At 71.6% G+C, this 25,507-nt stretch carries 26 protein-coding genes; 11 read left to right on the forward strand and 15 right to left on the reverse strand.

Annotation, left to right across the window (positions count from 1 at the left end):
* Positions 1–82 precede the first annotated feature (82 nt).
* The gene (locus ACFYWS_RS23530; protein ID WP_389279704.1) at positions 83–1,216 is read left to right on the forward strand and encodes a hypothetical protein; all 1,134 of its coding nucleotides are present in this window, start codon (positions 83–85) and stop codon (positions 1,214–1,216) included.
* 222 nt (positions 1,217–1,438) lie between these two features.
* Positions 1,439–2,428, forward strand: coding sequence for a phosphatase PAP2 family protein (locus ACFYWS_RS23535; protein WP_389279706.1), 990 nt, complete (start codon positions 1,439–1,441; stop codon positions 2,426–2,428).
* A 104-nt stretch (positions 2,429–2,532) separates the two neighbouring features.
* On the opposite strand, the gene ACFYWS_RS23540 is transcribed toward ACFYWS_RS23535, so the two are convergent.
* A complete protein-coding gene (locus tag ACFYWS_RS23540) occupies positions 2,533–2,748 on the reverse strand; it encodes an I78 family peptidase inhibitor (RefSeq protein WP_389279708.1) in 216 nt (71 codons plus the stop codon).
* Between the two features lie 334 nt (positions 2,749–3,082).
* On the opposite strand from ACFYWS_RS23540, the gene ctaD reads away from it, so the two are divergent.
* Positions 3,083–4,768: a cytochrome c oxidase subunit I gene (gene ctaD / locus ACFYWS_RS23545; RefSeq protein WP_389279710.1), complete on the forward strand. Its 1,686-nt coding sequence runs from the start codon at positions 3,083–3,085 to the stop codon at positions 4,766–4,768.
* 4 nt (positions 4,769–4,772) lie between these two features.
* On the opposite strand, the gene ACFYWS_RS23550 is transcribed toward ctaD, so the two are convergent.
* The 4 genes from ACFYWS_RS23550 to ACFYWS_RS23565 form a co-directional block, all read right to left on the reverse strand.
* The gene (locus tag ACFYWS_RS23550; RefSeq protein WP_389279712.1) at positions 4,773–5,555 is read right to left on the reverse strand and encodes a hypothetical protein; all 783 of its coding nucleotides are present in this window, start codon (positions 5,553–5,555) and stop codon (positions 4,773–4,775) included.
* 56 nt (positions 5,556–5,611) lie between these two features.
* Positions 5,612–6,859, reverse strand: coding sequence for a glycosyltransferase family 4 protein (locus tag ACFYWS_RS23555; protein ID WP_389279714.1), 1,248 nt, complete (start codon positions 6,857–6,859; stop codon positions 5,612–5,614).
* 178 nt (positions 6,860–7,037) lie between these two features.
* Positions 7,038–8,327 carry an ABC transporter substrate-binding protein gene (locus ACFYWS_RS23560; RefSeq protein ID WP_389279716.1) on the reverse strand — a complete coding sequence of 430 codons (1,290 nt, stop codon included), beginning with the start codon at positions 8,325–8,327 and terminating at the stop codon, positions 7,038–7,040.
* Positions 8,302–8,901, reverse strand: coding sequence for a hypothetical protein (locus tag ACFYWS_RS23565; RefSeq protein ID WP_389279718.1), 600 nt, complete (start codon positions 8,899–8,901; stop codon positions 8,302–8,304). Before ACFYWS_RS23565 ends, ACFYWS_RS23560 begins: the two co-directional genes overlap by 26 nt.
* Before the next feature lie 156 nt (positions 8,902–9,057).
* On the opposite strand from ACFYWS_RS23565, the gene ACFYWS_RS23570 reads away from it, so the two are divergent.
* From ACFYWS_RS23570 to ACFYWS_RS23580, 3 genes are read left to right on the forward strand one after another with little or no spacing between them, the layout of a single operon-like run.
* Complete coding sequence (locus tag ACFYWS_RS23570; RefSeq protein WP_389279720.1) at positions 9,058–9,522, forward strand: hypothetical protein; 465 nt, start codon at positions 9,058–9,060, stop codon at positions 9,520–9,522.
* 12 nt (positions 9,523–9,534) lie between these two features.
* The gene (locus ACFYWS_RS23575; protein WP_389279722.1) at positions 9,535–12,168 is read left to right on the forward strand and encodes an ATP-binding cassette domain-containing protein; all 2,634 of its coding nucleotides are present in this window, start codon (positions 9,535–9,537) and stop codon (positions 12,166–12,168) included.
* The gene (locus ACFYWS_RS23580; protein WP_389279724.1) at positions 12,165–12,872 is read left to right on the forward strand and encodes an ATP-binding cassette domain-containing protein; all 708 of its coding nucleotides are present in this window, start codon (positions 12,165–12,167) and stop codon (positions 12,870–12,872) included. Before ACFYWS_RS23575 ends, ACFYWS_RS23580 begins: the two co-directional genes overlap by 4 nt.
* Here ACFYWS_RS23580 and ACFYWS_RS23585 read toward each other — a convergent pair.
* On the reverse strand, positions 12,847–13,407 hold the full coding sequence (locus ACFYWS_RS23585) for a transglycosylase family protein (RefSeq protein WP_389279726.1): 561 nt from the start codon (positions 13,405–13,407) through the stop codon (positions 12,847–12,849). The two genes, ACFYWS_RS23580 and ACFYWS_RS23585, sit on opposite strands and share 26 nt — an antisense overlap.
* A 110-nt stretch (positions 13,408–13,517) precedes the next feature.
* Positions 13,518–14,171 (reverse strand): transglycosylase family protein, encoded by a 654-nt coding sequence (locus ACFYWS_RS23590; RefSeq protein ID WP_389279728.1) that lies wholly within the window; start codon positions 14,169–14,171, stop codon positions 13,518–13,520.
* 400 nt (positions 14,172–14,571) lie between these two features.
* On the opposite strand from ACFYWS_RS23590, the gene ACFYWS_RS23595 reads away from it, so the two are divergent.
* Positions 14,572–15,375 (forward strand): hypothetical protein, encoded by an 804-nt coding sequence (locus ACFYWS_RS23595; RefSeq protein WP_389279730.1) that lies wholly within the window; start codon positions 14,572–14,574, stop codon positions 15,373–15,375.
* Positions 15,376–15,581: 206 nt separating this feature from the next.
* Positions 15,582–15,866 carry a hypothetical protein gene (locus tag ACFYWS_RS23600; RefSeq protein WP_389279732.1) on the forward strand — a complete coding sequence of 95 codons (285 nt, stop codon included), beginning with the start codon at positions 15,582–15,584 and terminating at the stop codon, positions 15,864–15,866.
* 72 nt (positions 15,867–15,938) lie between these two features.
* Here ACFYWS_RS23600 and der read toward each other — a convergent pair whose 3' ends face one another.
* The 5 genes from der to aroH all read right to left on the reverse strand — a co-directional run bounded on the left by der (position 15,939) and on the right by aroH (position 20,401).
* A complete protein-coding gene (gene der / locus ACFYWS_RS23605; protein ID WP_389279734.1) occupies positions 15,939–17,414 on the reverse strand; it encodes a ribosome biogenesis GTPase Der in 1,476 nt (491 codons plus the stop codon).
* Positions 17,415–17,494: 80 nt separating this feature from the next.
* Positions 17,495–18,142, reverse strand: a complete 648-nt coding sequence (locus ACFYWS_RS23610; protein ID WP_389279735.1) for a lysophospholipid acyltransferase family protein — start codon at positions 18,140–18,142, stop codon at positions 17,495–17,497.
* On the reverse strand, positions 18,139–18,831 hold the full coding sequence (cmk, locus tag ACFYWS_RS23615; RefSeq protein ID WP_389279737.1) for a (d)CMP kinase: 693 nt from the start codon (positions 18,829–18,831) through the stop codon (positions 18,139–18,141). The genes ACFYWS_RS23610 and cmk overlap by 4 nt, the downstream gene beginning before the upstream one ends.
* Positions 18,832–18,956: 125 nt before the next feature.
* Complete coding sequence (locus tag ACFYWS_RS23620) at positions 18,957–20,042, reverse strand: prephenate dehydrogenase (protein ID WP_389279739.1); 1,086 nt, start codon at positions 20,040–20,042, stop codon at positions 18,957–18,959.
* Positions 20,039–20,401: a chorismate mutase gene (gene aroH, locus ACFYWS_RS23625; protein WP_389279741.1), complete on the reverse strand. Its 363-nt coding sequence runs from the start codon at positions 20,399–20,401 to the stop codon at positions 20,039–20,041. The genes ACFYWS_RS23620 and aroH overlap by 4 nt, the downstream gene beginning before the upstream one ends.
* A 202-nt stretch (positions 20,402–20,603) precedes the next feature.
* Between aroH and ACFYWS_RS23630 the strand changes: the two genes are divergently transcribed.
* The 3 genes from ACFYWS_RS23630 to ACFYWS_RS23640 all read left to right on the forward strand — a co-directional run bounded on the left by ACFYWS_RS23630 (position 20,604) and on the right by ACFYWS_RS23640 (position 22,403).
* Positions 20,604–21,290: a hypothetical protein gene (locus tag ACFYWS_RS23630; protein WP_389279743.1), complete on the forward strand. Its 687-nt coding sequence runs from the start codon at positions 20,604–20,606 to the stop codon at positions 21,288–21,290.
* Between the two features lie 61 nt (positions 21,291–21,351).
* Positions 21,352–21,930 carry a DUF6529 family protein gene (locus ACFYWS_RS23635; protein ID WP_389279745.1) on the forward strand — a complete coding sequence of 193 codons (579 nt, stop codon included), beginning with the start codon at positions 21,352–21,354 and terminating at the stop codon, positions 21,928–21,930.
* Complete coding sequence (locus tag ACFYWS_RS23640; RefSeq protein ID WP_389279747.1) at positions 21,927–22,403, forward strand: Rieske (2Fe-2S) protein; 477 nt, start codon at positions 21,927–21,929, stop codon at positions 22,401–22,403. The genes ACFYWS_RS23635 and ACFYWS_RS23640 overlap by 4 nt, the downstream gene beginning before the upstream one ends.
* Positions 22,404–22,417: 14 nt before the next feature.
* Here ACFYWS_RS23640 and ACFYWS_RS23645 read toward each other — a convergent pair whose 3' ends face one another.
* The 3 genes from ACFYWS_RS23645 to ACFYWS_RS23655 form a co-directional block, all read right to left on the reverse strand.
* Positions 22,418–23,428 (reverse strand): ADP-ribosylglycohydrolase family protein, encoded by a 1,011-nt coding sequence (locus ACFYWS_RS23645; protein WP_389279749.1) that lies wholly within the window; start codon positions 23,426–23,428, stop codon positions 22,418–22,420.
* A complete protein-coding gene (locus ACFYWS_RS23650) occupies positions 23,425–24,186 on the reverse strand; it encodes an NUDIX domain-containing protein (protein ID WP_389279751.1) in 762 nt (253 codons plus the stop codon). The genes ACFYWS_RS23645 and ACFYWS_RS23650 overlap by 4 nt, the downstream gene beginning before the upstream one ends.
* A 90-nt stretch (positions 24,187–24,276) precedes the next feature.
* Positions 24,277–25,503 (reverse strand): pseudouridine synthase, encoded by a 1,227-nt coding sequence (locus tag ACFYWS_RS23655; RefSeq protein ID WP_389279753.1) that lies wholly within the window; start codon positions 25,501–25,503, stop codon positions 24,277–24,279.
* Between the last annotated feature and the right edge of the window lie 4 nt (positions 25,504–25,507).

The following is a 25,507-nucleotide window of genomic DNA, read 5'->3' on the forward strand; positions in this document are numbered from 1 at the left end:
CGCGAGCGGGTGTGGCGTGCACCACTCAAGGGAAAGGGGCCTGCTGGTGGGGCGCACGGTGCGGGCGCCGATAATCGGGGCCGTGACGGACGTGGACCAACGACATCGACCCTCGCCGCGGCACGCCGCGCCCGCCCTGCTCGGATACGCCGCGGTGCGGGCGTTCGGCCTGCTCGTGCTCGGAGTGTGGAGCGCGGCGACGGGCAAGAGCGCGCACACGCTGCTCACGGCCCGCTGGGACTCGCTCTGGTACACGCGGATCGCGGAGCACGGCTACGGCTGGTCGGTGACGCTGCCCGACGGCACCGTGCACTCGAATCTCGCGTTCTTTCCGCTGCTTCCGTGGCTCGAACGTGCCGTCTCTGCGATCAGCCCGCTGTCGTACGCGGACGCGGGCCTCGTGGTGAGTGTGCTCGCCTCGCTTGCGGCGGCGTGGGGGATCTTCGCCGTCGGGGACCTGCTGCACGGGCGGACCGCCGGGATCTGGCTCGCCGTGCTGTGGGGCGCGCTGCCCGTCGGGATCGTGGCGTCGATGGCGTACAGCGAGGCGCTGTTCACGGCGCTCGCGGCGTGGGGTCTGTACGCGGTGCTGCGCCGGCACTGGGTGTACGCAGGGTCGCTCGCCGCGCTCGCGGGTCTGACCCGGCCGATCGGGGCGGCCGTCGTGGTGGCGGTGTGGGTGGCGGCGGCGCTGTGGATCGCGCGCGAGCGACGGGTCGTGTGGCGGCTCGTACTGGGTGTGCTCCTGGCGCCTGCGGGCGCTGCGGCGTACGTGCTGTGGGTCGGGCAGCGGACCGGTGGCGGGCTCTTCGGCTATCTCGACGTGCAGGCGCAGTGGGGCAACGGCTTCGACGGGGGCGTGGCCTTCGCCGGGTTCGTCGCCGACCAGTTCACGTCGCCGCTCGGCGCGCTCGCCGGGGTCGGCCTGATCGTCGGGGTCGCCCTGGTGATCTGGCTCTACGTCGCCGGGGTGCGGCAGCACCAGCCGGTGCCGGTGCTCGTCTACACGGGCATCGTGGTCGTGCTCGCGCTGTGCGCCTCGGGGTACTTCGGCTCGAAGCCGCGGCTGCTGCTGCCCGCGTTCCCGCTGCTGCTGCCGCTCGCGGTGGCGCTCGCCCGGTGGCGTACGGCCAGGTCGGCGTGGGTGGTCGGCGGTCTCGCTGCGTTGTCGGCGGCCTACGGAGCGTTCTGGCTGAACGGGTCGGGTCCGCCGTGAGCGGTGAGTGAACGGCCAATTCCACACGGGTATCAGGTGAACGCATTCATAAGCGTCATATAATGGGCCCCGGAAACGATCTTTGAATTCAGGAATCTTTCCTTCCGGGGTGCTGAAATCGTGGGAATAATCGGCCATCTGAGATCAATCCCACATCACATCGTCATCACAAAGCGCCTGATTCGCGTCGGTCCACCTGCCGGTCGCTGTAGCGTCGATTGGGTGCGTACCGAACGAAACCTGACCCGCCGTGTGGAGCGGGTCTTCGCCAGGCTCGATCGCGAGCCCGAACGACCGACCCATGTGGACATGCCCCACATGAGCCGGCACCGGGTCGTGCTCTTCGGGCTGACCCTGTCCTTCTACCTCACGATCGTGGTGGCGGTGCTCACCACGTCATGGCTGGTCGCGGTCGACTGGCAGGTCATGTTCTTCCGGCCGTACCAGCAGTGGCCCGACATCCACGCCTTCCTCGACTACTGGGTCGTCCTCGGCCAGCGCGGTCCGACGGCCGTGATGGTGGTGGCGTGGCTGGGCTGGCGGTCGTGGCGACAGCACACGCTGCGCCCGCTGCTGATGTTCGGTACCGCACTGCTGCTGCTCAACGTGACGGTGGGCGCCGCCAAGTACGGCATGGGCCGCGCGGGCCCGCACTACGCCACCACCATCGGGTCGAGCGAGATGTGGCAGGGCGGCGACATATTTCCTTCGGGCCACACCGCGAACGCGGTGGTGACCTGGGGCATCCTCGCCTACCTCGCCTCCACCCCGCGGGCCAGGCGCTGGCTGTCCGCGGTCTCCGCGGTGATCTCCCTGAGCGTCGGCCTGACCACGGTCTACCTCGGCACGCACTGGCTGAGCGACGTGCTGCTGGGCTGGGCCGCGGGCCTGCTCATCCTGCTCGCGCTGCCCTGGTTCGAGCCGCTGGTGGCCCGCGCGGAGGCGTGGATCCTCTCGTGGCGCGACCGCCTGCGCGGCCGCCGCTCCGGCGCCCGGCTGCCACAGCCGGAGTCCGATCCTGTGCCGGTCCCCGCGATGACCACGACCCGCGCGCACGAGTCCGCCGGTGCCACCAGATCGGGCCGCCAGCTGCTCCCACAGGGGCCGCACACGCCGCGCGGCGAGCGCACGCCGACCACCCCGGCGGGCAGCCGCCGACCGACCACGGAGAGAGTCACGCGCGGGACGCCCTCGACGAGAACGGTGTCCTGAGCGCACCCACAGACGGCGGGGCCCGGTACGCACAACCAAGCCCCGCACCGCGAAGGCCCCCGAACCTCTTCCAGGTTCGGGGGCCTTCGCACGCTTCAGGGGCCTCAGCCCTTCCAGCAGCGCGTCACTCTTCCCTCGGTGACCTCGAAGTTGAGCCGCCCGGACAGGTACTCCATGGTGATGATCGCGCCCGGCGGCAGCTGCCTGACGGTGGACCAGCCGCGGCCACGGGCCTGCGACTCGGCGGCCTCTGCTTCGAGGCCGAGATACGCGTCCGAATTGTCCTGCGGCTCGGTCGGCGGGGTGGGAATGGGTGCCATGCCGCCACCGTAGGCCGCGCGTCACGCTTTTGTCACAAGATCACGACAGTTGGCTATTAGGAGTTCCTCACACGTTCGAGGGTTTCCTGCTTCTTACTCGCTTCTTATTCTCGCTTTCTCCGCGCGACGCGGGGGAATTGCGACGGACCGCGCGCAATTCCCCCGTGCATTCCGAATCCGGCGGCGGCACGGGCGAGTTGAGGCCGCCCGGGAATTGTCTGTCCATGCCAGAAACAGGGGTACGCCCTCTGTCGCCGCGGGTCCCCGCGCGAGCATCATGGCCTGAGTCCGCGGCAGGCCCGAGGCGCGCAGCCGAGCAGCGAGGGGGCAAGCGATGGGTACGACCGGGTTACAGGCCGGGCCCGCGACGGTGGGGGCGCCGCGCGAGCGACGCCCGGGGCGGATCGTCGTGGACTGGCTGACCACGACCGACCACAAGAAGATCGGTCACCTCTACCTGATCACGTCGTTCGGCTTCTTCCTGATCGGCGGGGTCATGGCCCTGCTCATGCGGGCCGAACTGGCCCGCCCCGGCATGCAGATGCTCTCCAACGAGGAGTACAACCAGCTGTTCACGATGCACGGCACGATCATGCTGCTGCTGTTCGCGACGCCGACCTTCGCCGGCTTCGCCAACGAGATCATGCCGCTGCAGATCGGTGCGCCGGACGTCGCGTTCCCGCGCCTGAACATGTTCTCGTACTGGCTGTTCCTCTTCGGCGGCCTGATCGTGCTCGGCTCGCTCGTCGTGCCGGGCGGGGCCGCGGACTTCGGCTGGTTCGCGTACGCGCCGCTGAACAGCCTGACCCGCTCCCCCGGCATCGGCGCCGACCTGTGGATCATGGGGCTCGCGCTCGCCGGGTTCGGCACGATCCTCGGCTCGGTGAACTTCCTGACCACGATCATCGGGATGCGGGCGCCGGGCATGACGATGTTCCGGATGCCGATCTTCACGTGGAACACGCTGTTCACGTCGATCCTGGTGCTGCTCGCGTTCCCGGTGCTCGCGGCCGCGCTGCTCTGCCTTGAGGCGGACCGGCGGTTCGGGTCCGTCGTCTTCGAGGCCCAGTACGGGGGTGCGCTGCTGTGGCAGCACCTCTTCTGGTTCTTCGGGCATCCGGAGGTCTACATCATCGCGCTGCCCTTCTTCGGGATCATCAGCGAGATCCTGCCGGTCTTCAGCCGCAAGCCGATCTGGGGCTACACGATGCTGGTCGGCGCGACGATGGCGATCACGGGCTTGTCGGTGGTCGTGTGGGCGCACCACATGTTCGCCACCGGCGGGGTGCTGCTGCCTTTCTTCTCGTTCATGTCGTTCCTGATCGCGGTGCCGACCGGTGTGAAGTTCTTCAACTGGACCGGGACGATGCTGAAGGGCTCACTGTCCTTCGAGACGCCGATGCTGTGGTCGGTCGGCTTCCTGACCACGTTCCTCTTCGGGGGCCTGACCGGCGTCATCCTCGCCTCGCCGCCGATGGACTTCCATGTCACCGACTCGTACTTCGTGGTGGCGCACTTCCACTACGTGGTGTTCGGCACGGTCGTCTTCGCGACCTTCGCCGGCTTCTACTTCTGGTGGCCGAAGCTGACGGGGAAGCTGCTCGACGAGCGGCTCGGCAAGATCCACTTCTGGACGCTGTTCGTCGGCTTCCACACGACGTTCCTGGTCCAGCACTGGCTGGGCGCGGAGGGCATGCCGCGCCGGTACGCGGACTATCTGGCGGCGGACGGCTTCACGGCGCTCAACACCCTGTCGTCGATCGGCGCGTTCCTGCTCGGCCTCTCCACGCTGCCGTTCCTCTACAACGTCTGGCGGACGGCGAAGTACGGGGTGAAGGTCGAGGTCGACGACCCGTGGGGGTACGGCAGGTCCCTGGAGTGGGCGACGGCCTGCCCGCCGCCGCGCCACAACTTCGTCACGCTGCCGAAGATCCGCTCGGAGTCCCCCGCGTTCGACCTGCACCACCCGGAGTTCGCGGCCTTCGAGGACCGGCCGCTGGAGTCCGGGCGCAAGGACTAGGTTCCTAGCCCTGAACCGAACTCACTTGCACGGAAAGGTCGTTGGACCCCGTGTAGTAGGCCTCCGCGGCCAGTTCGCCGCGGCCCGCGACGGTCACGCGCGCCACCGGGTACGTGAAGATCGGCTTCTTGTCGGCGATGTCGTCGAGCAGCCGGGCCAGCCGCACCTGCGGCCCGTCGTCCCCCGCGGGCCGCAGCCACAGGTCCCAACGACCCTCGCGCAGCTCGTCGTAGCCGATGCGCAGCGTGAACCGCGGTCCGTCCCAGTCCAGTTCGGCGCGCAGCACGGGGCCGCGGACCGCGCGGGAGCGGATCTCCGCGTACGCCTTCGCCGTGAAGTCGGCGCCGTAGACCCGCCCGTGCACGGTCAACTCACCGTCCGCGATGAGCAGTTCACCGGCCTCCGCGTGCGGCGCCCGAAGCCAGCTGCGCACGGTGAGGTTGCCGTGCTTGGTGGCGTACGGGATGCGTACGGCCACGTAGCCGCGCGAGCCGCTCGGCGCCCGGTCCACCAGCGAGCGCAGATCGTTGACGCCCGGCATGAGCCGCACCGGCTCGTCCCCCGCGACCTGCGCGTACGCGTCCCAGCGGCCCTCCGCGAGGGAGACGCTTATCGGCAGCGACGCGCGCAGCCGCCCCTCGCCGGTCGGCGTGAGCGGCAGCCGCACCGTGAGCCCCGAGGCCCGGTCGACGAGCATCAGGGTGGCCGGGTCGGGCGACCCGTGGTCGGTGACGTCGAAGGTGAGCCCGCCGGCTGAGTCGGCGATGCAGTCGGCTCGGGGCGGCATGCGGACGCTCCTGTCGCTGTCTTCGGGGCACGGCGGGGGCGGGGCCGTGGGGGCTGTCATGCGGCGTGTTCCTTCCGCTGCGGTCGAAGGACGTCGCGCACCGCGTAGGCGCCGCCCAGGAGCGAGCCGCGGGCCCGGTGCAGCAGGCCGAGGGAGCCGCCGCGGCTGGTGAGCGAGCCGAACAGGCCCTCATAGCGCTCCGCGATCCGCGCCGGGTCGAAGCGCTCGGAACGGGTGAGGGCGCGGGCGCTCATCTCCTGGCGCAGATCGTCGTTGTTGATGAGTTCGAGCAGACCGCCGGAGATGGCGTCGACGCTGCCGACCTTGACGAGCCGGCCGTCGACACCGTTGTCGATGATCTCGCCGGGGCCGTGCGGGCAGTCCGTGGCGACCACCGGCAGACCGCAGCGCATCGCCTCGACGATCGTCATGCCGAAGGACTCGAACCTCGACGTCACCGCGGCGAGGGAACCTTTCGCCCACTCCGGCTCTATGGGGTGGGCGGGCCCCATGAGGTACACGTGGTTGTAGAGGCCGAGCTCGTCGATGAGCGTGCGCAGCTTGTCCTTCTGCTTGCCGCCTCCGTAGATGCGCAGGCGCCAGTCGGGCCGCTCGGCGCGCACCTGGTCGAAGGCGCGCACCAGCAGGTCGTAGCGCTTCACGGGCGCGAGCCTGCCGGCCGCCACGACCCATTTGCCGCTGCCGTCGGCGGGCGCGACGCCGGGCTCGGGCACCGGGTTGGGCATCGCCTCTATGCGCACGCCGGGGAGCCGCAACTGCTCGCGGTAGGCGTAGGCGTCGGCCTCCGTGGTCGTGGTCAGCGCGTCGAGGCGCGGGTAGCTGGCGCGCAGTTCACGGCGGAGCGCGGTGGAGTGCGTGCCGAGGGTGAGGTGCTCCTGGCCGACGCGCAGCACCCCGCGCCTGGTGTCCCGGGCGAGGTGCACATTGAGTCCGGGCCGGGTGCCGACGACGACGTCGGCCTCCAGCGAGCCGAGGTGCTCGGCGATCCGCCGGTCGGTGAGCGCGCTGTACTGCTCGTAGCGCCCCTCGCTGCGCGGGAAGACCGCGGCGGGCCGCTGGACCTCCGGGTCGTCGCCCTCGTAACCGGCCGTGCCCTTGCGCAGGTCGACCAGGTGGCGCACCCGCACGCGCGGGTCCGGCGCGAACACCGGCGCGTCCCGGTGCCGGAAGACGGAGACGACCTCCACGTCGTGGTGGTCGGCGAGCGCGCTGGCGAGGTTGTACGTCGTACGGATCGTCCCTCCGATCCCGTACGCATTGTGAATCAGGAAAGAAATCTGCATGCGCCCTCGTATCTGTCTGAACAGTCCGCCTTCTCCGTCTACCGGGTAGTTAGACGGAGATCACCTGGCGAGGGTTGTTCCTCATCATCATGTTGTTCCTGAACAGATGCCGGATTGGTAGGCGTTTCCCGGAACCAACTCGCCGAATGGCCTATCTGGGGTCATGTCCGGAGCCGCGTCATGGCTGGTAGGAGAGCTGCGGAACGTCAAAACAGGTGTGCGTCATGCCGCCTCCCTGTGTGGCCCAGCCTTCCGCGTCGGTCCATTTCGCGACCGACAGGCACGTCTCCCGAGTTCTCGGCGGCTCCGCGTGCTTCGCGAACGTCACCGGAAGCAGCAGGCCATCGGCCGAGTACCGTGCGCCGCGCTCCATGAAACGGCCGACGCACGCGCGCGTGACCGTGCGGCAGGAACGGGCGGCGTCCGTGAACCACATCGCGGCGGCCCAGCCCTCCAGTTGCCACTGCGAGTGCGTCTTGAGGTGCTTGGTGCCGGCGCGGAAGGCGCGTACGGCGGGGTGCCCGGTGTCCTCGTAGTTGCGGCTGGCGCCGGTGACCCACAGGGAGGCGCGGCAGTGCGGCGCGTCCTTGTAGGCGGAGCGGACGGACGAGGTCCAGTTCTGTACGTTCGTGACCTTCGCGGTGACGCGGGCGCCCACCTGGTCCATGGCCTCGCAGAGCCGTGCGTTGCCGTGCGCGTCGACGGCGTCGAAGACGAGGTCGGCCTTCTCGTCCTTCAGGTCGGCGGCCGCGGCCCGGAAGTTGGGCAGCGCGAAGTCGAGCTGCTCGGTGATGACGCGGTAGCCCTCGGCCTTGAGTCCACGCGTCACCAGACGGGCGTACGCGGCCGAGGCGGCCTGGTTGTAGGAGACGACGGCGGCGGTGCGGGCGCCGTGCTCGCGCTTGAAGTAGCGGTAGACCTCGGTGCCGCCGTACAGCTTCCCGCCCCAGCCCGGCGTCCCGTCGCGCGGCGCGAGGCTGCCGTAGATCCCGTACAGATGCGGATACGTGTCGTAGGCGGCGCCGATCGGCTGGCCGCCGATGTCGGGCACGCGCGCGCGGGAGACGCGTTCCGCGCCCGCGTAGTCCAGCGATGTGGTCGCCACCAGGGCGACGACCTTCTGCTCGTCGACGAGTTTGTGCACGCAGGAGGTGTTGCCGACGCCGCTGCCGCCGTCGTCGCACAGGTGCACCTCGACGCGGCGTCCCTGGATGCCGCCTCGTCCGTTCAGGTTCCGGAAGTACGCCTGTGCGCCGTCGCGGGTGTCGGTGAAGGTGGCGCCGCCGACGGGGCTGGTGGCGCTGGTGATGATGCCGACGTGGAGGGGCGCGGTGGAGCGTGGCGCGGGCCCGGAGCGGTCCTCGAAGGCGCTCTCCGGCAGCCGGGACCCGCAGGCCGCGACGGCCACCAGGGCCAGGCCCGCGGCGAGGACACCCAGCGCCTCAGCAGCCCGGGCCGGGCGACGCATCGCCGCTCAACTGCACCAGCGCGCACAGGGTGTTGACGGACACCTTCCAGGCGCCGCCCTGCTCGACGGACGTCCCCTTGGCGTCGGGCAGCACCGTCGCGCCCTTGAGGGCGAGCGCGTACGTCACGTCCGCCTCGTTCCCCGAAGTGAAGGCCACCTTGGTGACGACGGCCTCCACCTGGCCGCCCCGCTTGTCGCCGCTGAAGCCCTTCAGGACCGGCCGCATCTTGGCGCCGTCCTCCAGGACGGCCTCCTTCTCCCTCATCGACACCTTCGGGTCGAAGAACTTCTTCCAGTTGGTCTTGATCTCCTTCTCGGCGGCGGCCCGGTCGGCGGGCCCGCTCCCACTGGGCGGCCGCTCCGACGAGGGCTCCTCGCTCGTGGGCTCCCTGTTCGTGGGCTCCGCGCTCGTGGACGACTGCGAGCTCGGCGTCGGCGGGGCGCTGTCGTCACCGCCGCTGTCGTCGCCGCAGGCCGCCAGGGTGGGGCCGAGCACCAGGGCCAGGGCGAGGGCGAGCGCCGCGCCCCGTCCGCGAGCCGTACGAGGTGTGCGAGGTGCGCTCCCGAAAACCATCAGGCTCACCGCCGGGTGTCGGTCCGGGACCGGGCCGACAGGATCAGAATGATCGGCCAACTACCCCCGGAGCTTTCCGAGTTGGACTCCAGAAGGCATAGTGCAAGCGATCGGCGGACAAGGCCAGACACACGCGCGCACCAGTGGGGGCCGGCGATGCGTACTGCCCGACTACGTTCTGTGCACCCCGCCCTGTGGGCGGGGCTCGCGACGCTCACCGTCGGGGCGGCGCTCTGCGTGGTCGGCTGGTACGGCATGTCGGGCGAACGCTTCGCCGAGCGCCAGCTCCCCTATCTGGCCTCCTGTACGGTGCCGGGCGCGGCGCTGATCGTCGCGGGCGCGGTGCTCCTCACGCACGGCAGGAGCACGCTCGCCGCTTCGCGCGTGGAGCGCCTTTACGAGCTGCTGGTCACGGCCGATCCGGCGCCCGCCACCCCGGGCCCCGCTCCCCCGCTCGCCTCCAGCGACCGGCTGCTGATGGTGCCCGGCGGCACGCTGTGGCACCGGGCCGACTGCCCGCTCGTCGAGGGCAAGCCGCGGGCGGTGCCCGCGGACGCGGGCGCGCTCACGGAGGCGGGCCTGGGCCCGTGCCCCATCTGCGAACCCCCCACCGGGAGTTGAGGAGTCGGGCTCGTGTCGTCCCTCACGTACGACCTCACGCTCGCCGGGCTCTCGGTGGGCGCGGCGGCGGCGCTCACCGGCATCGGCCTGATCGTCACCTACCGGGCGACGGGCGTCCTCAACTTCGCGCACGGAGCGATCGCGATGCTCTGCGCGTATCTGCTGCGGCAGTTGGTGGTGGTGTGGGAGGTGCCGCTGTGGGCGGCCGCGGCGCTGGTGCTTCTGGTGGTGGCGCCGGGATTCGGACTCGCCCTGGAACGCTGGGTGTTCAGGCCGCTCGCCCTGTCGGGCGGCGACCCGGCACGCACCCTGGTCGCCTCGATCGGCGTCTTCGTCCTCCTCGTCGGGGCGGCGGCGCTGCTGTGGGGCACGGGCGCGCAGGAGGACGCGCCGACGCTGATCCCCGGGGAGCCGTGGGGGCAGCTCGCGGTGGCCTGCGCGATCGGGGGCGCGGTGTGGGCGGTGACGCGCTGGACGCGGTTCGGCGGTGAGCTGCGGGCGGTCGTCGACAACCGTCCGCTGGCCGTGCTCGGCGGCATCGACGCGGACCGGGTCGCGGCGGCGGGCTGGGCGTTCGGCACGTTCACCGCGGGCCTGACGGGCGTACTCCTGGCCCCCTACGTACGTCTCGACCCCTACGGTCTGCCGTTGCTGGTGATGGAGGTCGTGGCGGTGGCGGTCGCGGCGGGCATGCGGCGGCTCGGGGTGGCGGTGGGTGCGGCGCTCGCGATCGGGGTCGCACAGAGCCAGTTGACGCGGCTGCATCCGCGCGGGTGGGCCGAGCCGCTCGTCCAGGCGGTGGGGGCGAATCTGTTCGTGGTGGCGCTGCTGGTCGCGGCACTCGCGCTGCCGGGCGTCGGCGGGAAGGGGGCGCTGCCGACGGCGGTGACGCGTCGGACACGGGCCGCTCCGCGGGGAGCGTGGCTGGTGGCGGGCGTGCTGTTCCTGCTGCCGCTCGGGTTCGCGGGTCCGGACCTGCGGACGTCGATCCAGGTACCGGCGCTGGCGTTGATCCTGCTGTCGTTGGTGCTGGTAACAGGAAGAGCCGGTCAACTCGCCCTCGGCCAAGGCGCGTTCGCAGGCCTGGGCGCCCTGTTCGCGACGCTGCTCGCCACGGGCCACTTCCCGGGCTTCCCTCAACTCCCGGGCCTGCCAGCTCTCTTGGCGGCGGTGGTCATGGTGGCGCCACTGGGACTGCTGACCGCCGCGCCCGCGATCCGGCGGCACGGCCTCGCGCTGGCGCTGGCGACGTTCGCGGTGGGCGTCGGGGTGAGCCGTTTCGTGCTCGCGCAGCCGTACGCGACGTCGGGCCTCACGCCGACGCGGCCCGCGGGCTTCGGGGACGACCGGGCCTTCTACGTACTCGAACTCGCGCTGCTGGGCGGGGCGTTGGCGGTCGTGGCGGGCCTGCGGCGGGGCCGGGTCGGCCGGGCGCTCGCGGCGGTCCGGGACCATGAGGCGGGGGCGTCGGCGGCGGGCGTCGGGGTGCCGGGCCTGAAGGTCGCGGTGTTCGTGGCGGGGGCGGCACTCGCGGCACTGGGAGGCGGACTGCTGACCTTCGGCCTGCACTCCTTCGACCCGTCGGCGTACGACCCGGTGCGCGGCCTGCTGTGGTTCGCGACGGTGGTCGTCCTGGGCGCGGACAACCCCTTCGGCGCGCTGCTCGGGGCGGGCCTACTGGTGGGCCTGGACGCGGGGGCGAGGGGCGGGGTGGCGGCGCTGGTGATCGGAGCGCTGGCGATACTGATAGGACGAGGACTGAGCACACGGGGCCGACGCCGGGACCGCCTGACCGATCGGGCAGCAGCAATCCCACTCCAAGCCGCTGCCTTTCAACCCCCTGCCTTTCAAGCCCCTGCGGCGTTTGCGCAGGCCTTTCAAGCCCCTGCGGCGATTGAGCAGCGGGGTCCGGGGCGGAGCCCCGTGGCGCGCCGCCGGTCAACCGCAACGAACCAACAACCACCCCCCACCGCCCTCACCGCCACCCACCTCACCGTCACCTACAACACCCACCCCGCCCTCCAGGACACAACCATCCGCCTCCCCCACGGCACCATCACCGCCATAATCGGCCCCAACGGCGCCGGAAAATCCACCCTGTTCCACTGCCTCGCCGGAACGCTCCGCCCCGACACCGGCCGCATCCACCTCGGCCCACGTGACGTGACACGACTTCCGGCACACGCGCGGACGCGCCTCGGCATCGCACGGACCTTCCAACAGCTCGTCGTCTTCCCCTCGTTGACCGTGGCCGAGAACATCCGGGTCGGCGCCGAGCAGGGACACGTACGGGACCCGGCAGCCACGGAACGCATGACGCGACTGTTCGGCCTGCGGGGCGAACAGAAGACGGACGGACTGCCCACGGGAACGTTGCGCCGCGTCGAACTGGGTCGCGCACTGGCGGGCGATCCGCACGTGCTGCTGCTCGACGAACCGACCGCCGGGCTCGACCAGGCCGAAGTCGCCTCCCTCGCCCGGCTGTTGAGGGCGCTCGCCGCCGACGGCGTCGCCGTGATCGTCGTCGAGCACGATCTGGATCTCGTCGCCGAGCTCGCGGACACCGTGCACATGATGGCGGCGGGCCGTATCGTGCGCTCGGGCCCGCCGGACTCCGTCCTCGGCCGCCCTCCGGAGCCCTCATGACGTCCGGACCCGGCGGCGGCAGCATCCAACTGCGCGACGCCCGCGTCCGCTACGGCCCCCTGGAAGCGCTCCACGGCGTCACCCTCGCCGCCCCCGCCCGCGCGGTCACCGTGCTGCTCGGGCCGAACGGTTCCGGGCGCACCACCGCCCTGCGCGCCCTCGCCGGCACCGTACGGCTCGCCGCCGGGTCCGTGGTGTGGGACGGAGCCGACGTCACCCGGCACACCGCCCACGCCCGCGCCGCGGCCGGCCTGCGCTTCGTACCCGACCGGCAGGCCGTCTTCGCCGGTCTCACCGTCGCCGAGAACCTCCAACTGTCCACAAGCAAAAGGGACTTGAGTGCGGCCCTCGACCCCTACCCCGAGCTGCGCCCCCTCCTCGCCCGCCGCGCCGGCACCCTCTCCGGCGGCGAACAACGGATGCTCGCCGTCTCCCGCGCCCTGCTCGCCCCCGCCCGCGTCGTCCTCCTCGACGAGCCCACCCAGGGCATGGCCCCGCCGGTCGCCACCCGCACGTACGCCCTTCTGCGCACACTTGACGCCTGCGTGGTCCTCGCCGAACAGCGCCTGCCACCCGGCCTGCGCGGGACACAGGGCGGGACACCGGACGCCGCGCCGGTGTTCGTCTACGAACTCGACCGCGGCACGGTCGCGTTCCGGGGCGAGGCCACCGAGACCCCTACGACTTCCCCGGCTCGGGAATGACCAGCGTCGCCCCCTCATCGAGCCGGTCCGGGTGCGGCCCGATCACGTCGCGGTTGGCCTTGTAGAGCGCCTGCGCGCCGCCCTCCACCTTGAAGCGCCGCGCGACGGACGCCAGCGTGTCGCCGCGCTGCACCACGTGGACGCGGCCCTTGAGCCCGTACCGCTTGGAGCAGACCGGCCACGCCTTCCAGCCCTGGGTGCGCAGCACCTCCTCCGCGACCTTGATCTGCTCGGCACGGGTCGCGAGGTCGGCGCGCGGCGCGTACTTCAGGCCACCGTGCTCCTCCCAGGTGACCTGATGGAACTGGAGCCCTCCGTAGTAGGAGTTGCCGGTGTTCTCGTCCCAGTCGTTGCCGCTCTCGCACTCCGCGAGGCACGACCACGGCCACTCGGTCTTGGCGCAGTCGTACGGCTCGGCGGCGTCCGCTCTTGCGGCGAGGGCCGGCAGCGCGGCCAGTGCGAGCAGCGTGCCCAGCAGGGCCGCCGTCCACCGCCGCGGGCCGTGCGCCTTCGGAAACGTAGCGGTCAGGTCCATAGCGCGGACGCTAGGCAGCCGGTGCGCGGCCGCCGGGCGTGCCGCGCCGCGTCCGGCGCGTGGCCCCACCCGGTCGGCGGACCGGGTGGGGCCACGCGGCGCATGTGCGGTCAGCCGAGGTGCAGCCGCTGCCCCGGCAGGATCAGGTCGGGGTCACCGCCGATCACCGCCCGGTTCGCGGCGTACAGGTGCTGCCAGCTGGTGCCGTGGGCCGCGGCGATGCGGCCGAGGGTGTCGCCGCCGCGGACGACGTAGCCGCCACGGCGGGCCGCACCGCGGTCACTGTGGCCTGAACCGCGCTGCTCCTGTGGCGCGGCCTTCGGTGCCGGTTTCGGTGCGGCCTTGGGAGCCGCCTTGGGGGCGGCCTTCGGGGCCGACTGCACGCCCGGCGCGCTGCCGTACGCCCCGGCCCGTGCCGAACAGGTGGGCCAGGCGCCCCACCCCTGCGCGCGCTGCACCTTGGTGGCGACAGCGATCTGCTGCCCCCTGCTCGCCCGGTCGGCCGTCGCGGCGTAGGCCCCTCCGCCGTACGCGCGCCAGGTGCCTGCCGAGAACTGGAGCCCGCCGTAGTAGCCGTTCCCGGTGTTGATGTGCCAGTTGCCGCCGCTCTCGCAGCGGGCGATGCGGTCCCAGACGCCGCCGTCCGCCGCTGGGGCGGGGCCGGCGAGGGCGAGGAGACCGAGCGGGACGGCGAGGGCCGCCCCGGCGAAGACCGCTGTCGTGCGAGCCGTTGTCGTGCGTGCCGTACGGATCGGCGCGGACATGCGAATCCCTCTCGTGGACTGCTCGTTGCGGACGGCGCTGGAATCTAGGCAGCCCGCGACGGCCGCGGCAACCAACGGCTCGTCCCGCCAGGCCAGTTCGCCGTTACCCGGGGTACCGGCGATTTCAAGCCACCCGATACATACAACGATTTCAGTATTTGTCGACCTGTCACCCTGACGATCTGTGACCCACTTCACCGGTCCAACTTCCTTGGAAAACCTACAAGTTGGCGTGGAGTGACGGATTCCGTGCGGTCGTTCACGGTCTGCGCCGGATGAGGCGATTCCGTTCCGATCCGGGCGTGACCGAGGACACAGATCATCCGTTGTCCCTTCATAAGCACTCGCCTGACCGTGACCGATCACCCCGATCGGCCCAACAGATCCCTGAGGAGTCCCCGTGCCTCGCTTGCTCGACGTCAGCAACGACGTACGCGCCGAGATCGGCGACGAAGAAGCCGACCGGTTGATGGCCGGCGACAACGCCCCCGGAAGCTACGACTGCACCTCCTGCCGCACGCCGGGCGACTCGCAGCAGCAGCCGACCAGCACCGTCCTGTTCGTCGGTGACGAGACCGCCGTGCTCGCCTTCGCCCATGCCGCCTGCCTGCCCTCGCAGGTCGTCCAGGTCGCGGAGGACCAGCTGCAGGGCGCCGTGCAGTCCATCAGCGGCGGCGGGCAGGACCCCGCGCCCGCGCAGCCCGACGGCGGCACCCCGGCCGCGCCTTCACAGGCCGTGCTCGGTGTGACCAGCGGCCTCGTCCTGATCGGCGACACGACGCACCCCGCCCTCGTCGTCGAGCCGACGGGCCCGATCGCCCGCCCAGGCACGACCACGGACGGGGACGACTTCCTGCCGCTCCTGATCGAGCAGGGCTTCATGCCGGCCACCGCGCTGTCGGCGGCCCCCTCGGTCCTCGGCGGCTGGTCGGTGCTGCTCGCCATGGGCCAGCTGCACGCGATCCTGCAGCCCGGCACCGGCGGCTCCCCCGCCCAGGTCGCCTGGTGGCAGGCGCACCAGCCGCTGCTGGTGACCGAGGGCTGGCGCACCGCGGCGAACAAGACGCAGACGGTGCTCGTCTTCGCCGCCTCCGCCGGCTCGATCGGCCACCAGCCGCGCGAGGACCTGCTCCGTCAGGCCCTCGACAAGGCGGCCGCGACCGGACGCCTGGTGGCCGCCGCCATGCCGCTCGCCGGCACCTGAGCCACCGCGGCCGCACCCCTCGGGGCCCCCACGAATGCGCCGGTCACACCGCTGACAGCCCGCAACAGCGCAGGCCAAGGGCGCATCCGTCGGGGGCCCGGTTCGTTGGCACATACGTGCACCCATACGACCCCACCTCATCCCCCGCGTCCGGCTTCACCCCAACTCCTCGACGGCACCAGCCGTATCAGAACCCCATCCCATCGATGCGTCCCGCGGAGGACCAGCCGGGCGGCCATGCTGTGGGTGACCACGCGGGGGGCGGCCCGTCGGTGACCCCCATCTACGACGCGCTGTTCGCGGAGTGGCGCCGCTCCTTCCGGACACTGCCCGGCGACCGCAGCGGCGAGGACGACCTGGGGTTCAGGGGCTTCGACCCGCTGCACGGCCCGCGCCCGCACCACCCGCCGCGCTGGCAGCCTTACCCGCAGCAGCACACCACGGGACGGCACTTCCCCGCGCTGCCGCCGGGGCCCCGCCGGGAGCACTGACCTCCCGCGCCCAGCACGGAAAACGCCGCCGAGTGGATGTCTCCACCGGCGGCGTTCGTCCGAACCACGTTGTTACTTCTTCTTGCCGCGCTTCTCACGCACGCGTACGGAGATGTGGATCGGCGTGCCCTCGAAGCCGAACTCCTCGCGCAGACGGCGCTCCACGAAGCGGCGGTAGCCGTGCTCGATGAAGCCGGAGGAGAAGAGTACGAACCGGGGCGGCTTGGAGGCGGCCTGCGTGCCGAACAGGATGCGGGGCTGCTTGCCGCCGCGGACCGGGTGCGGATGGGCGGCGACGAGCTCGCCGAGGAAGGCGTTGAGCCGGCCCGTCGGGATCCGCGTCTCCCAGCCCTCGAGGGCCGTCTCGATCGCGGGGACCAGCTTCTCCATGTGACGGCCCGTCCGTGCCGACACGTTCACCCGCGGCGCCCAGGCGACCTGGCCGAGCTCGGTCTCGATCTCGCGCTCCAGGTAGTAGCGACGCTCCTCGTCGAGGGTGTCCCACTTGTTGAACGCGAAGACGATCGCGCGGCCCGCCTCGACCGCCATCGTCACGATCCGCTGGTCCTGGATGGAGATCGACTCGGAGGCGTCGATCAGAATGACCGCGACCTCCGCCTTCTCCACGGCGGCGGCGGTACGCAGCGATGCGTAGTAGTCGGCGCCCTGCTGCAGGTGGACGCGCTTGCGGATGCCCGCCGTGTCGACGAACTTCCAGGTGACGCCGCCGAGTTCGATCAGCTCGTCGACCGGGTCACGGGTGGTGCCCGCCTGCTCGTTGACGACGACGCGGTCCTCGTCGGCCACCTTGTTCAGGAGCGAGGACTTGCCGACGTTCGGGCGGCCGATCAGGGCGATCCGGCGCGGTCCGCCGAGCCCGGCGCCGCCGAAGCTCTGCTGCGGGGCCTCCGGCAGGGCCTCCAGGACGGCGTCCAGCATGTCGCCGGTGCCGCGGCCGTGCAGCGAGGAGACCGGGTGCGGCTCGCCGATGCCGAGGGACCACAGGTACGAGGCGTCCGCCTCGCCGCTCGGACCGTCGACCTTGTTGGCGCAGAGCACGACCGGCTTGTTGGCCTTGCGCAGCAGGCGCACGACGGCCTCGTCGGTGTCCGTGACGCCGACCTTGGCGTCGACGACGAAGACGACGGCGTCGGAGGCCTGGATCGCGTACTCGGCCTGCGCGGCCACGGACGCGTCGATGCCGAGCACGTCCTGCTCCCAGCCGCCGGTGTCGACGACCTTGAAGCGGCGGCCCGCCCACTCGGCCTCGTAGGTGACACGGTCACGGGTGACGCCGGGCTTGTCCTCGACGACGGCCTCGCGGCGCCCGATGATGCGGTTCACCAGGGTCGACTTGCCGACATTCGGGCGGCCGACGACGGCGAGGACGGGCAGCGGACCGTGGCCCGCCGCGTCGAGCGCGCCCTCGACGTCCTCGACGTCGAAGCCCTCGTCCGCGGCGAGCTCCATGAACTCCGCGTACTCAGCGTCGCCGAGCTCCCCGTGCTCGTGTTCCGGGGATCCCTCGGGCTGGATCTGGTCGTTCATGAAGTCCGTACCTCGTCGTTCATTCGTGGTGATCGGTGCGCCGCTTCGTAAGGAAGCCGGTGCACTACTGAAAGTCTCGCTCAGCGCCCGGTCAGGCGCCTGGCGTCTGCCAGGTGGCGGCTGAGTCGCCCTTGGATGCGCACGGTCGCCTCGTCGAGCGCCTTGCGCGTACGCCGCCCGCTGCCGTCGCCCGCTTCGAAAGGATCCCCGAAGACCACGTCGACGCGGCTCCTGAGCGGGGGCAGCTTCTTTATCAACCGTCCCGGCCGCTCCGTGCTTCCCAGGACGGCGACCGGAACGATCGGCGCCCCGCTGCGCACCGCGAAGTACGAGAGTCCGGCCCGCAGCGACGCGAAGTCGCCCTCGCCCCGCGTGCCCTCCGGGAAGATGCCGAGGACGCCGCCGTCCGCGAGGACGCCGAGCGCCCGCGTGATGGCCGTACGGTCCGCGCTCGTGCGGTCGACCTTCACCTGCCCGATCCCGTCGAGGAAGGGGCCGAGCGGTCCGACGAACGCCTCCTGCTTGATCAGGAAGTGCGTCGGACGCGGGGCGACGCCCATGACCATGGGGCCGTCGATGTTGTGGGAGTGGTTCACCGCGAAGATCACCGGGCCGGTCGCCGGGACCCGCCAGGATCCCAGGACCCGCGGCTTCCACAGCCCGTACATGAGGCCGACGCCGATGCGCCGACCTACTTCGGCGCCTCGCTCGGAGGGCGCATCACTCACTTGGAGGCTCGCTTCTCCTCGACCAGCGTGACGACGCACTCGATGACCTGCTGCAGCGTGAGGTCGCTGGTGTCGACCTCCACGGCGTCGCCGGCCTTCGCCAGCGGCGACGTCTTGCGGCTGGAGTCCGCCTTGTCGCGGGCGACGAGGGCCTCCTGCGTGGCCTTCACGTCGGAGCCCTTGAGCTCGCCGGAGCGGCGGGCGGCGCGGGCCTCGGGCGAGGCGGTGAGGAAGATCTTCAGGTCGGCGTCGGGCAGCACGGTCGTACCGATGTCACGGCCCTCGACGACGATGCCCTTCCCGGCACCGAGCGCGATGGTGCGCTGCAGCTCGGTGATCCGGGCGCGCACCTCGGGGACGGCACTGACGGCGCTGACCTTGGAGGTGACCTCGCCGGTGCGGATCGGGGCGGCGACGTCCGTGCCGTCCACCGTGATGGTGGGGGCGTCCGGGTCGGTGCCGGAGACGATGTCGGCCTTGCCCGCGACGGCGGCGATCGCGGACGGGTCGTCGAGCTCGATGCCGTTGTTCACCATCCACCAGGTGATCGCCCGGTACTGGGCGCCGGTGTCCAGGTAGCTCAGGCCGAGCTGCGCGGCGACGGCCTTGGAGGTGCTCGACTTGCCCGTGCCGGAGGGTCCGTCGATGGCGACGATCACTGCTGCGGCGGCGGTCGCGGCGGTTTCCATTGGTGACGGACACCTTTCTCAGTGCACGGGGGCATGGGTACGAGGCGCGGAAGCGCCCCGCACAAGGTTACTGGCTCTGGAAGACCCCTTTTTACGTACCTCCACCGGCGCCCCTGCCGACACTGCTACGGACGCATCGCCCAGCCGCGCTCGCGCAGCGCGGCGGCCAGCTTCGGCGCCTGCGCCGGCTGCACCATGAGCTGGACGAAACCGGCCTGCTGCCCGGTCGCGTGCTCGATCCGCACGTCTTCGATGTTGACACCGGCGGCGCCCGCGTCGGCGAAGATCCGGGCCAGCTCTCCCGGCTGGTCGGAGATGAGGACGGCCACGATCTCGTACGCCGCCGGGGCCGCGCCGTGCTTGCCGGGGACCCGGGACTGGCCCGCGTTGCCACGCCGCAGCATCGTCTCGACGCCGTCCGCTCCCTCGCCGCGCTTGGCGTCGTCGGACGACTGAAGGGAGCGCAGGGACTGCACCGTCTCCTCCAGGTCGCCCGCGACGGCGGAGAGCAGGTCGGCGACGGGGCCCGGGTTCGCGGAGAGGATGTCGATCCACATCCGCGGATCGGACGCGGCGATCCGCGTCACGTCGCGGATGCCCTGCCCGCACAGCCGTACGGCGGCCTCCTCGGCGTGCTCCAGGCGTGCCGCGACCATGCTGGAGACCAGGTGCGGCATGTGCGAGACGAGCGCGACGGCCCGGTCGTGGGCGTCGGAGTCCATCACGACGGGGACGGCCCGGCACAGGGCGACCAGCTCCAGGGCCAGGTTCAGGACCTCGGTGTCCGTGTCGCGGGTCGGGGTCAGGACCCACGGCCGCCCCTCGAAGAGGTCGGCGTCGGCCGCGAGGGGGCCGCTGCGCTCGCGGCCCGACATCGGGTGCGTACCGATGTACGGGGCGAGGTCGAGGCCCCGTTCCTCCAGCTCGCGGCGCGGGCCGCCCTTGACGCTGGCGACGTCGATGTACGCGCGGGCCAGGCCGCGGCGCATCGCGTCGGCGAGCTGCGCGGCGACGTGCGCGGGCGGCACGGCGACGATGCACAGGTCGACGGGCCCCTCGGGCGCCGCGTCGGTCCCGGCGCCGAGCGCGGCGGCGGTGCGGGCCTGACCGGGGTCGTGGTCCGCGAGGTGCACGGTGACGCCGCGCGAGGCGAGGGCCAGGGCGGCCGAGGTGCCGATCAGGCCGGTGCCGATGACGAGTGCGGTTCTCACTGGGCGATGTCCTTGCGGAGGGTGGCCGCGGCGCCGAGGTAGACGTGCGCGACCTCGGCCTTGGTCCGCTGGGTCTCGATGTGGGCGAGGATCCGGACGACGCGCGGCAGGGCGCCCGCGATGTCGAGTTCCTGCGCGCAGATCAGGGGCACGTCGACGATGCCGAGCTTGCGGGCGGCGGCCGCCGGGAAGTCGGAGTGCAGATCGGGGGTGGCCGTGAACCATATGGAGATCAGGTCGTCGGCGGTCAGCTCGTTGCGCTCAAGGACAGCGGTGAGCAGCTCGCTCACCTGCTCGTCCATGTGGCCTGCCTCGTCCCGATCGAGTTGGACGGCGCCCCGGACCGCTCGTACCGCCACGTCACTGCCTCTTTTCCACGTACACGCAATGGGATAGGTGACCAGCGTAATCAAGGTGGTCGGCGCGGGCCCGCGGCGCCCGTCCACCGAGACGCACACCGCGGGGTCGCGCCAATGTCGGGCGAACCGCCCCCTGTCGCCGCCCGGCCGGAGCTGCTTGCATGGAGGCGGTACCGCTGCCACCTCGGGGGGAGGCTCGGCCATGAAGCGCTCCGGGCCGCTGTTCACACTGCTCGCCGGACTGGCCCTCGGCCTGTTCATGCTGTCGCTCAACGCGACGACCGGCGAGGGGACTTCGTCGTACGAGGAGGCTCCCGCGGCGACGGCGTCGCCCGCGCCTTCGAAAGCGAGCCCCTCACCTTCGAAACCGTCGACGTCCTCGGAACCTTCGAAGCCTTCGAAGGCGAGCCCGACGCGGACGGCCGGCCCCAAGACGAGCTACGCGGGCCGCACCGACGACGACACCTCCGCGATCTCCATCTCCGTACGCGGCGACAAGGCCATCGCGTACTTCTGCGACGGCCGCTCCAAGGAGTCGTGGCTGAAGGGGAACGTCAAGGACGACGGCGAGATGAAGCTGTCCGGCAAGCACGGCGCGAAGCTGGAGGGCCGGCTCGCCGGCGACCGGGTACGCGGCACCACGACCATCGACAAGCACCCCTACGGCTTCACGGCGAAGAAGGCCGTCAAGCCGTCCGGCCTGTACCGGGCGACCACCGAAGTGCGCGGCGCGAAGATCGACGGCGGCTGGATCGTGCTGCCCGACGGCCGCCAGGTGGGCATCGTGCGCCGTGACGACAAGCCGTCCGCCGCGCCACGCATCGACCCGGATTCGGGGGCGGTGACGGTCGACGGCGACCGCCTGACGGCCCGCCCGGTCGTCCCCTGAGCAGCACGCAGAGGGTTCAGAGACAGAGGCTTCAGAGACAGAGGGTCCAGAGAGGGTTCCCATGACCGTCGACCCGAACGCCGCCACCCAGAGCTTCCCGAACCCCGACCACCGCCGCCCGTCCGCGGCCCGCTACCTGGTCCCCGCCCTCGTGGCGGCGGTGGTGGCCGTGGCGCTGGGCGCGTACGGCAAGGTGCACGACCCGCAGGGCACGGCGTTCAACCTCGCCGGCTTCTCCGGCACGAGCGCGGTGAAGTCCTGGCTGGCGACGGCGGCCTTCGCCTTCGGGCTCGTCCAGCTCGTCTCGGCGTTCATGGTGTACGGGAAGCTGCGCGGGCCGTCGTGGGCGCCCGCGCTGCACCGCTGGTCGGGCCGGATCGCGTTCCTGCTCGCGGTGCCGGTGGCGGTGCACTGCCTCTACGCGCTCGGCTACCAGACGTACTCGACACGCGTCCTGTGGCACTCGTTCCTGGGCTGCTTCTTCTTCGGGGCGTTCAGCGCGAAGATGCTGCTGCTGCGCGCGGAGCGGCTGCCGGGCTGGCTGCTGCCGGTGGTGGGCGGTCTTGCGTTCGCGGTCCTGACACTGCTGTGGTTGACGTCGGCACTGTGGTTCTTCCGGACGGTGGGAGTGACGACATGAGGCGCACCGCATCACGAAGGAGCGTGCTGGTCGCGGGTACGGCGGCCCTGGCGGCGGGCTGCAGCAAGTACGGGGACGAGGACCAGGGCGGCGGAGGCGACGAGGCGGCCGAGACGTCCGAGGCCCCGGCATCGTCCGAGAAGGGTTCCGGCGACGGTTCCGGCGACTCACAACAGCCTCCCGCCGCCGATGAGTTGACGAAGACCTCCGCCATCCCGGTCGGCGGCGGCAAGATCTTCCCCGACGACAAGGTCGTCGTGACCCAGCCGGCCGAGGGCGACTTCAAGGCCTTCTCCGCGGTGTGCACGCACCAGGGCTGCGCGGTCAAGGACGTCTCCGGCGGCACCATCAACTGCCCGTGCCACGGCTCGAAGTTCAAGGTCACCGACGCCTCGGTGGCGGGCGGCCCGGCCACCCGCCCACTGGACACCCGCCAGATCAAGGTCACCGGAGACTCGATCACGCTGGCCTGACGGGTCGTCACGGGCTACGCCTCGTCCCACCCCGCCCCGAACCCCAGCAGCTCGCCTCGGTGCTCGATGCGCCCGACCCACTCCTTCGGCCACGCGTCGGCGCCGAGATGCGCGCCGGCGAAGGCTCCGGCCAGGGCCGCGATCGAGTCCGAGTCGCCGGAGGTGCAGGCGGCGCGGCGCAGGGCGAGGACCGGTTCGTTCACGAACATCAGGAAGCACAGCAGAGCCGTGGCCAGGGCCTCTTCGGCGATCCAGCCGGCGCCCGTGGCGAGACACGGGTCGGTCTCGGGGGACGGCTCGCGCAGCGCGTCCCGCAGCCGGTCGAGGGCGCCGAGGCACTCGTCCCAGCCGCGGGCGATGAACCGCTGCGGCGTGGGGTCCTCGCCTCGCCGCCACAGGTCGCCGAGCCAGGCCTCGTGGTACGTCTCGCGATTCTCGTACGCGTACGAACGCAGCATCCCGACGAGCCCGGTCGGCTCGGCGCCCTCCGCCAGCAGCCGTACGGCGTGCGCGGTGAGGTCGGCGGCGGCGAGGCCCGTGGGGTGGCCGTGGGTGAGGCCCGCCTGCAACTGGGCGGCGCCCGCCCGCTGTTCGTCGCCGAGACCCGGGGCGAGCCCGAGGGGCGTGACGCGCATGTTGGCGCCGCAGCCCTTGGAGTGGATCTGGCTGGCGTCCTGCCAGGACCGGCTCCCGGTCTTCAGGAGGCCGCACGCGCGAAGGCAGGTGTTGCCGGGCGCGCGGTTGTTGTCGGGCGACTCGTACCAGTCGACGAACTCCTCGCGCAGCGGGCGCTCGAAGCTCTCCGGTGTGAGGGCCCCGCTCCTGTTCAGCGCCCGCGCCACGGCGAGCGCCATCTGCGTGTCGTCGGTGATGTACGCGACGGGGTGGCCGGGCAGCTCCATCTCGCGCCAGGGCCCGTGCGTGTCGAGGATGGCGGGTACGTCGCTGAACTCGGTCGGGTAGCCGAGGGCGTCCCCGAGCGCGAGGCCGAGCAGCGATCCGGTGGCGGGGCGGCGGTTCGTCATCGGCGGGGCCTTTCCGAGGGCTCGTGCGCGGGGCGCAGCAGCGGTGGGTGCAGGGACGTGGCGTCGCCGGCCCGGTACAGCGCCGCGGGTTTGCCGCGCCCGCCGGTGAGCCGGGACGCGCCGGGGATCGGCTCGACGAAGCCTGGCGTCGCGAGCACCTTGCGCCGGAAGTTCGCCGGGTCGAGGTCGGTCCCCCACACCACCTCGTAGACCTGCCGCAGCTCGCCGAGCGTGAACTCGGGCGGGCAGAACGCGGTGGCCAGGCAGGTGTACTCCAGCTTCCCGCCGGTCCGGTCGTGCGCGTCGGCGAGGATCCGGTCGTGGTCGAAGGCGAGCGAGCCCTGCGTGCCGTACGGCAGCCAGGCGGCCCGCGCCGCGTCCCCTCCGCCGTGCGCCTGCGGGGCGTCCGGCACGAGAGCGGCGAACGCGACGGACACCACCCGCATCCGGGGATCGCGCCCAGGTTCGCTGTACGTACGCAGCTGTTCCAGATGCAGCCCGGCGACGTCGGCGAGCCCGGTCTCCTCGGCGAGCTCGCGCCGCGCCGCGCCCTCCGCGGACTCGTGCGGCTCCAGGAACCCGCCGGGCAGCGCCCAGCGCCCCGCGTACGGCTCGTGACCGCGCTCGACGAGCAGGATGTGCAGCCGTCCCGACCGGAGAGTGAACACGGCCAGGTCGACGGTGACGGCGAAGGGCTCGTAGGCGTGCTTGTCATAACCCGCCACTGGGCCAGTGCCGGGCAGACCGTTGTCGGACATGCGAGGACCCCCTCCCTTATTGGTCCAACAGACTCTAAAAGGAGGGGGTCACCGCACACAAGACCCGGGCGGGAACGCCCGCGGGCCGACCTACAGGTCGACCTCCTGCATCAGCATGCCGACCTCGGTGTTCGAAAGCCGTCGCAGCCAGCCCGACTTCTGGTCGCCCAGCGTGATCGGCCCGAAGGCGACCCGCACCAGCTTGTCGACCGGGAAGCCGGCCTCGGCCAGCATCCGCCGCACGATGTGCTTGCGGCCCTCGTGCAGGGTGACCTCGACCAGGTAGTTCTTGCCGGTCTGCTCGACGATGCGGAAGTGGTCCGCACGCGCGTAGCCGTCCTCCAGCTCGATGCCGTCCTTGAGCCGCTTGCCCAGGTCACGCGGGATCGGGCCCACGAGGTGCGCGAGGTAGACCTTCTTCACGCCGTACTTCGGGTGCGTGAGGCGGTGGGCCAGCTCACCGTGGTTGGTGAGCAGGATGACGCCCTCGGTCTCGGTGTCGAGCCGCCCGACGTGGAACAGCCGCGTCTCGCGGTTGTTCGTGTAGTCCCCGAGGCACTGCCGCCCCTCGTTGTCCTCCATGGTGGAGACGACACCGACCGGCTTGTTCAGCGCGAAGAACTGGTACGACTGCGTGGCCACGGTCAGACCGTCGACCTTGATCTCGTCCTTCTCCGTGTCGACACGCATGCCCTGCTCGACCACGATCTCGCCGTTGACCTCGACGCGGGACTCGTCGACCAGCTCCTCGCAGGCGCGCCGCGAGCCGTAACCGGCACGGGCCAGCACCTTCTGAAGCCGCTCGCCCTCCTGCTCGGCGCCGGGGAAGGTCTTCGGGACCTTGACCTCCGGCTTGCCCGCGTACCGCTCGCGGTTGCGCTCCTCGGTCCGCGTCTCGTACTCACGCGAACGCGAGGGAGCCGTACGGCGCCGCTGCCCGCCGGGCCCCTGGTGCTGGCCGCGCTTGGGGCCGCCCTTGGCACCGCCGCGCGCGGAGGCGCCCCGGCCCGACTTCGAGCCTTCCTTCGTGGCGTTCGGGCCTACGTCGTACTGCCGCTCCTCGGGACGCGGCCGCTTCGGGCGGGCGGGCCTGTCGTCACGCTTGTCATCGCGCTTGTCATCACGCCTGTCGTCGCGGTTGCCGGCGGCGCCGCGCTTGTCGTCGCGGTAGTTGCCGCCGCCGCGCTTGTCGTCGCGGTTGCCGCCGGCGCCGCGCTGGTTACCGCGACCCCCGCTGTTCCCGCCGCGGCCGCTGCTGTTGCCACCACGGCTCCCGCCGTTGTTTCCGCTGCTGTTCCTGCCGCTACTGCTTCGCATCAAA

The sequence above is a fragment of the Streptomyces sp. NPDC002795 genome, assembly GCF_042888725.1.
Taxonomy (GTDB): Bacteria; Actinomycetota; Actinomycetes; order Streptomycetales; family Streptomycetaceae; genus Streptomyces.

Excerpts from the sequence above, each read along its gene's own strand:
- cmk (WP_389279737.1), bottom strand. The coding sequence starts at position 18,831 with ATGGAAACCGCCGCGACCGCCGCCGCAGCAGTGATCGTCGCCATCGAC.
- ACFYWS_RS23550 (WP_389279712.1), bottom strand. The coding sequence starts at position 5,555 with ATGCCGCCCCGAGCCGACTGCATCGCCGACTCAGCCGGCGGGCTCACC.
- ACFYWS_RS23580 (WP_389279724.1), top strand. The coding sequence starts at position 12,165 with ATGACGTCCGGACCCGGCGGCGGCAGCATCCAACTGCGCGACGCCCGC.
- ctaD (WP_389279710.1), top strand. The coding sequence starts at position 3,083 with ATGGGTACGACCGGGTTACAGGCCGGGCCCGCGACGGTGGGGGCGCCG.
- der (WP_389279734.1), bottom strand. The coding sequence starts at position 17,414 with ATGAACGACCAGATCCAGCCCGAGGGATCCCCGGAACACGAGCACGGG.
- ACFYWS_RS23555 (WP_389279714.1), bottom strand. The coding sequence starts at position 6,859 with ATGCAGATTTCTTTCCTGATTCACAATGCGTACGGGATCGGAGGGACG.
- ACFYWS_RS23560 (WP_389279716.1), bottom strand. The coding sequence starts at position 8,327 with ATGCGTCGCCCGGCCCGGGCTGCTGAGGCGCTGGGTGTCCTCGCCGCG.
- ACFYWS_RS23655 (WP_389279753.1), bottom strand. The coding sequence starts at position 25,503 with ATGCGAAGCAGTAGCGGCAGGAACAGCAGCGGAAACAACGGCGGGAGC.
- ACFYWS_RS23540 (WP_389279708.1), bottom strand. The coding sequence starts at position 2,748 with ATGGCACCCATTCCCACCCCGCCGACCGAGCCGCAGGACAATTCGGAC.
- ACFYWS_RS23635 (WP_389279745.1), top strand. The coding sequence starts at position 21,352 with ATGACCGTCGACCCGAACGCCGCCACCCAGAGCTTCCCGAACCCCGAC.
- ACFYWS_RS23650 (WP_389279751.1), bottom strand. The coding sequence starts at position 24,186 with ATGTCCGACAACGGTCTGCCCGGCACTGGCCCAGTGGCGGGTTATGAC.
- ACFYWS_RS23565 (WP_389279718.1), bottom strand. The coding sequence starts at position 8,901 with ATGGTTTTCGGGAGCGCACCTCGCACACCTCGTACGGCTCGCGGACGG.
- ACFYWS_RS23640 (WP_389279747.1), top strand. The coding sequence starts at position 21,927 with ATGAGGCGCACCGCATCACGAAGGAGCGTGCTGGTCGCGGGTACGGCG.
- ACFYWS_RS23570 (WP_389279720.1), top strand. The coding sequence starts at position 9,058 with ATGCGTACTGCCCGACTACGTTCTGTGCACCCCGCCCTGTGGGCGGGG.
- ACFYWS_RS23600 (WP_389279732.1), top strand. The coding sequence starts at position 15,582 with ATGCGTCCCGCGGAGGACCAGCCGGGCGGCCATGCTGTGGGTGACCAC.
- ACFYWS_RS23645 (WP_389279749.1), bottom strand. The coding sequence starts at position 23,428 with ATGACGAACCGCCGCCCCGCCACCGGATCGCTGCTCGGCCTCGCGCTC.
- ACFYWS_RS23590 (WP_389279728.1), bottom strand. The coding sequence starts at position 14,171 with ATGTCCGCGCCGATCCGTACGGCACGCACGACAACGGCTCGCACGACA.
- ACFYWS_RS23585 (WP_389279726.1), bottom strand. The coding sequence starts at position 13,407 with ATGGACCTGACCGCTACGTTTCCGAAGGCGCACGGCCCGCGGCGGTGG.
- ACFYWS_RS23630 (WP_389279743.1), top strand. The coding sequence starts at position 20,604 with ATGAAGCGCTCCGGGCCGCTGTTCACACTGCTCGCCGGACTGGCCCTC.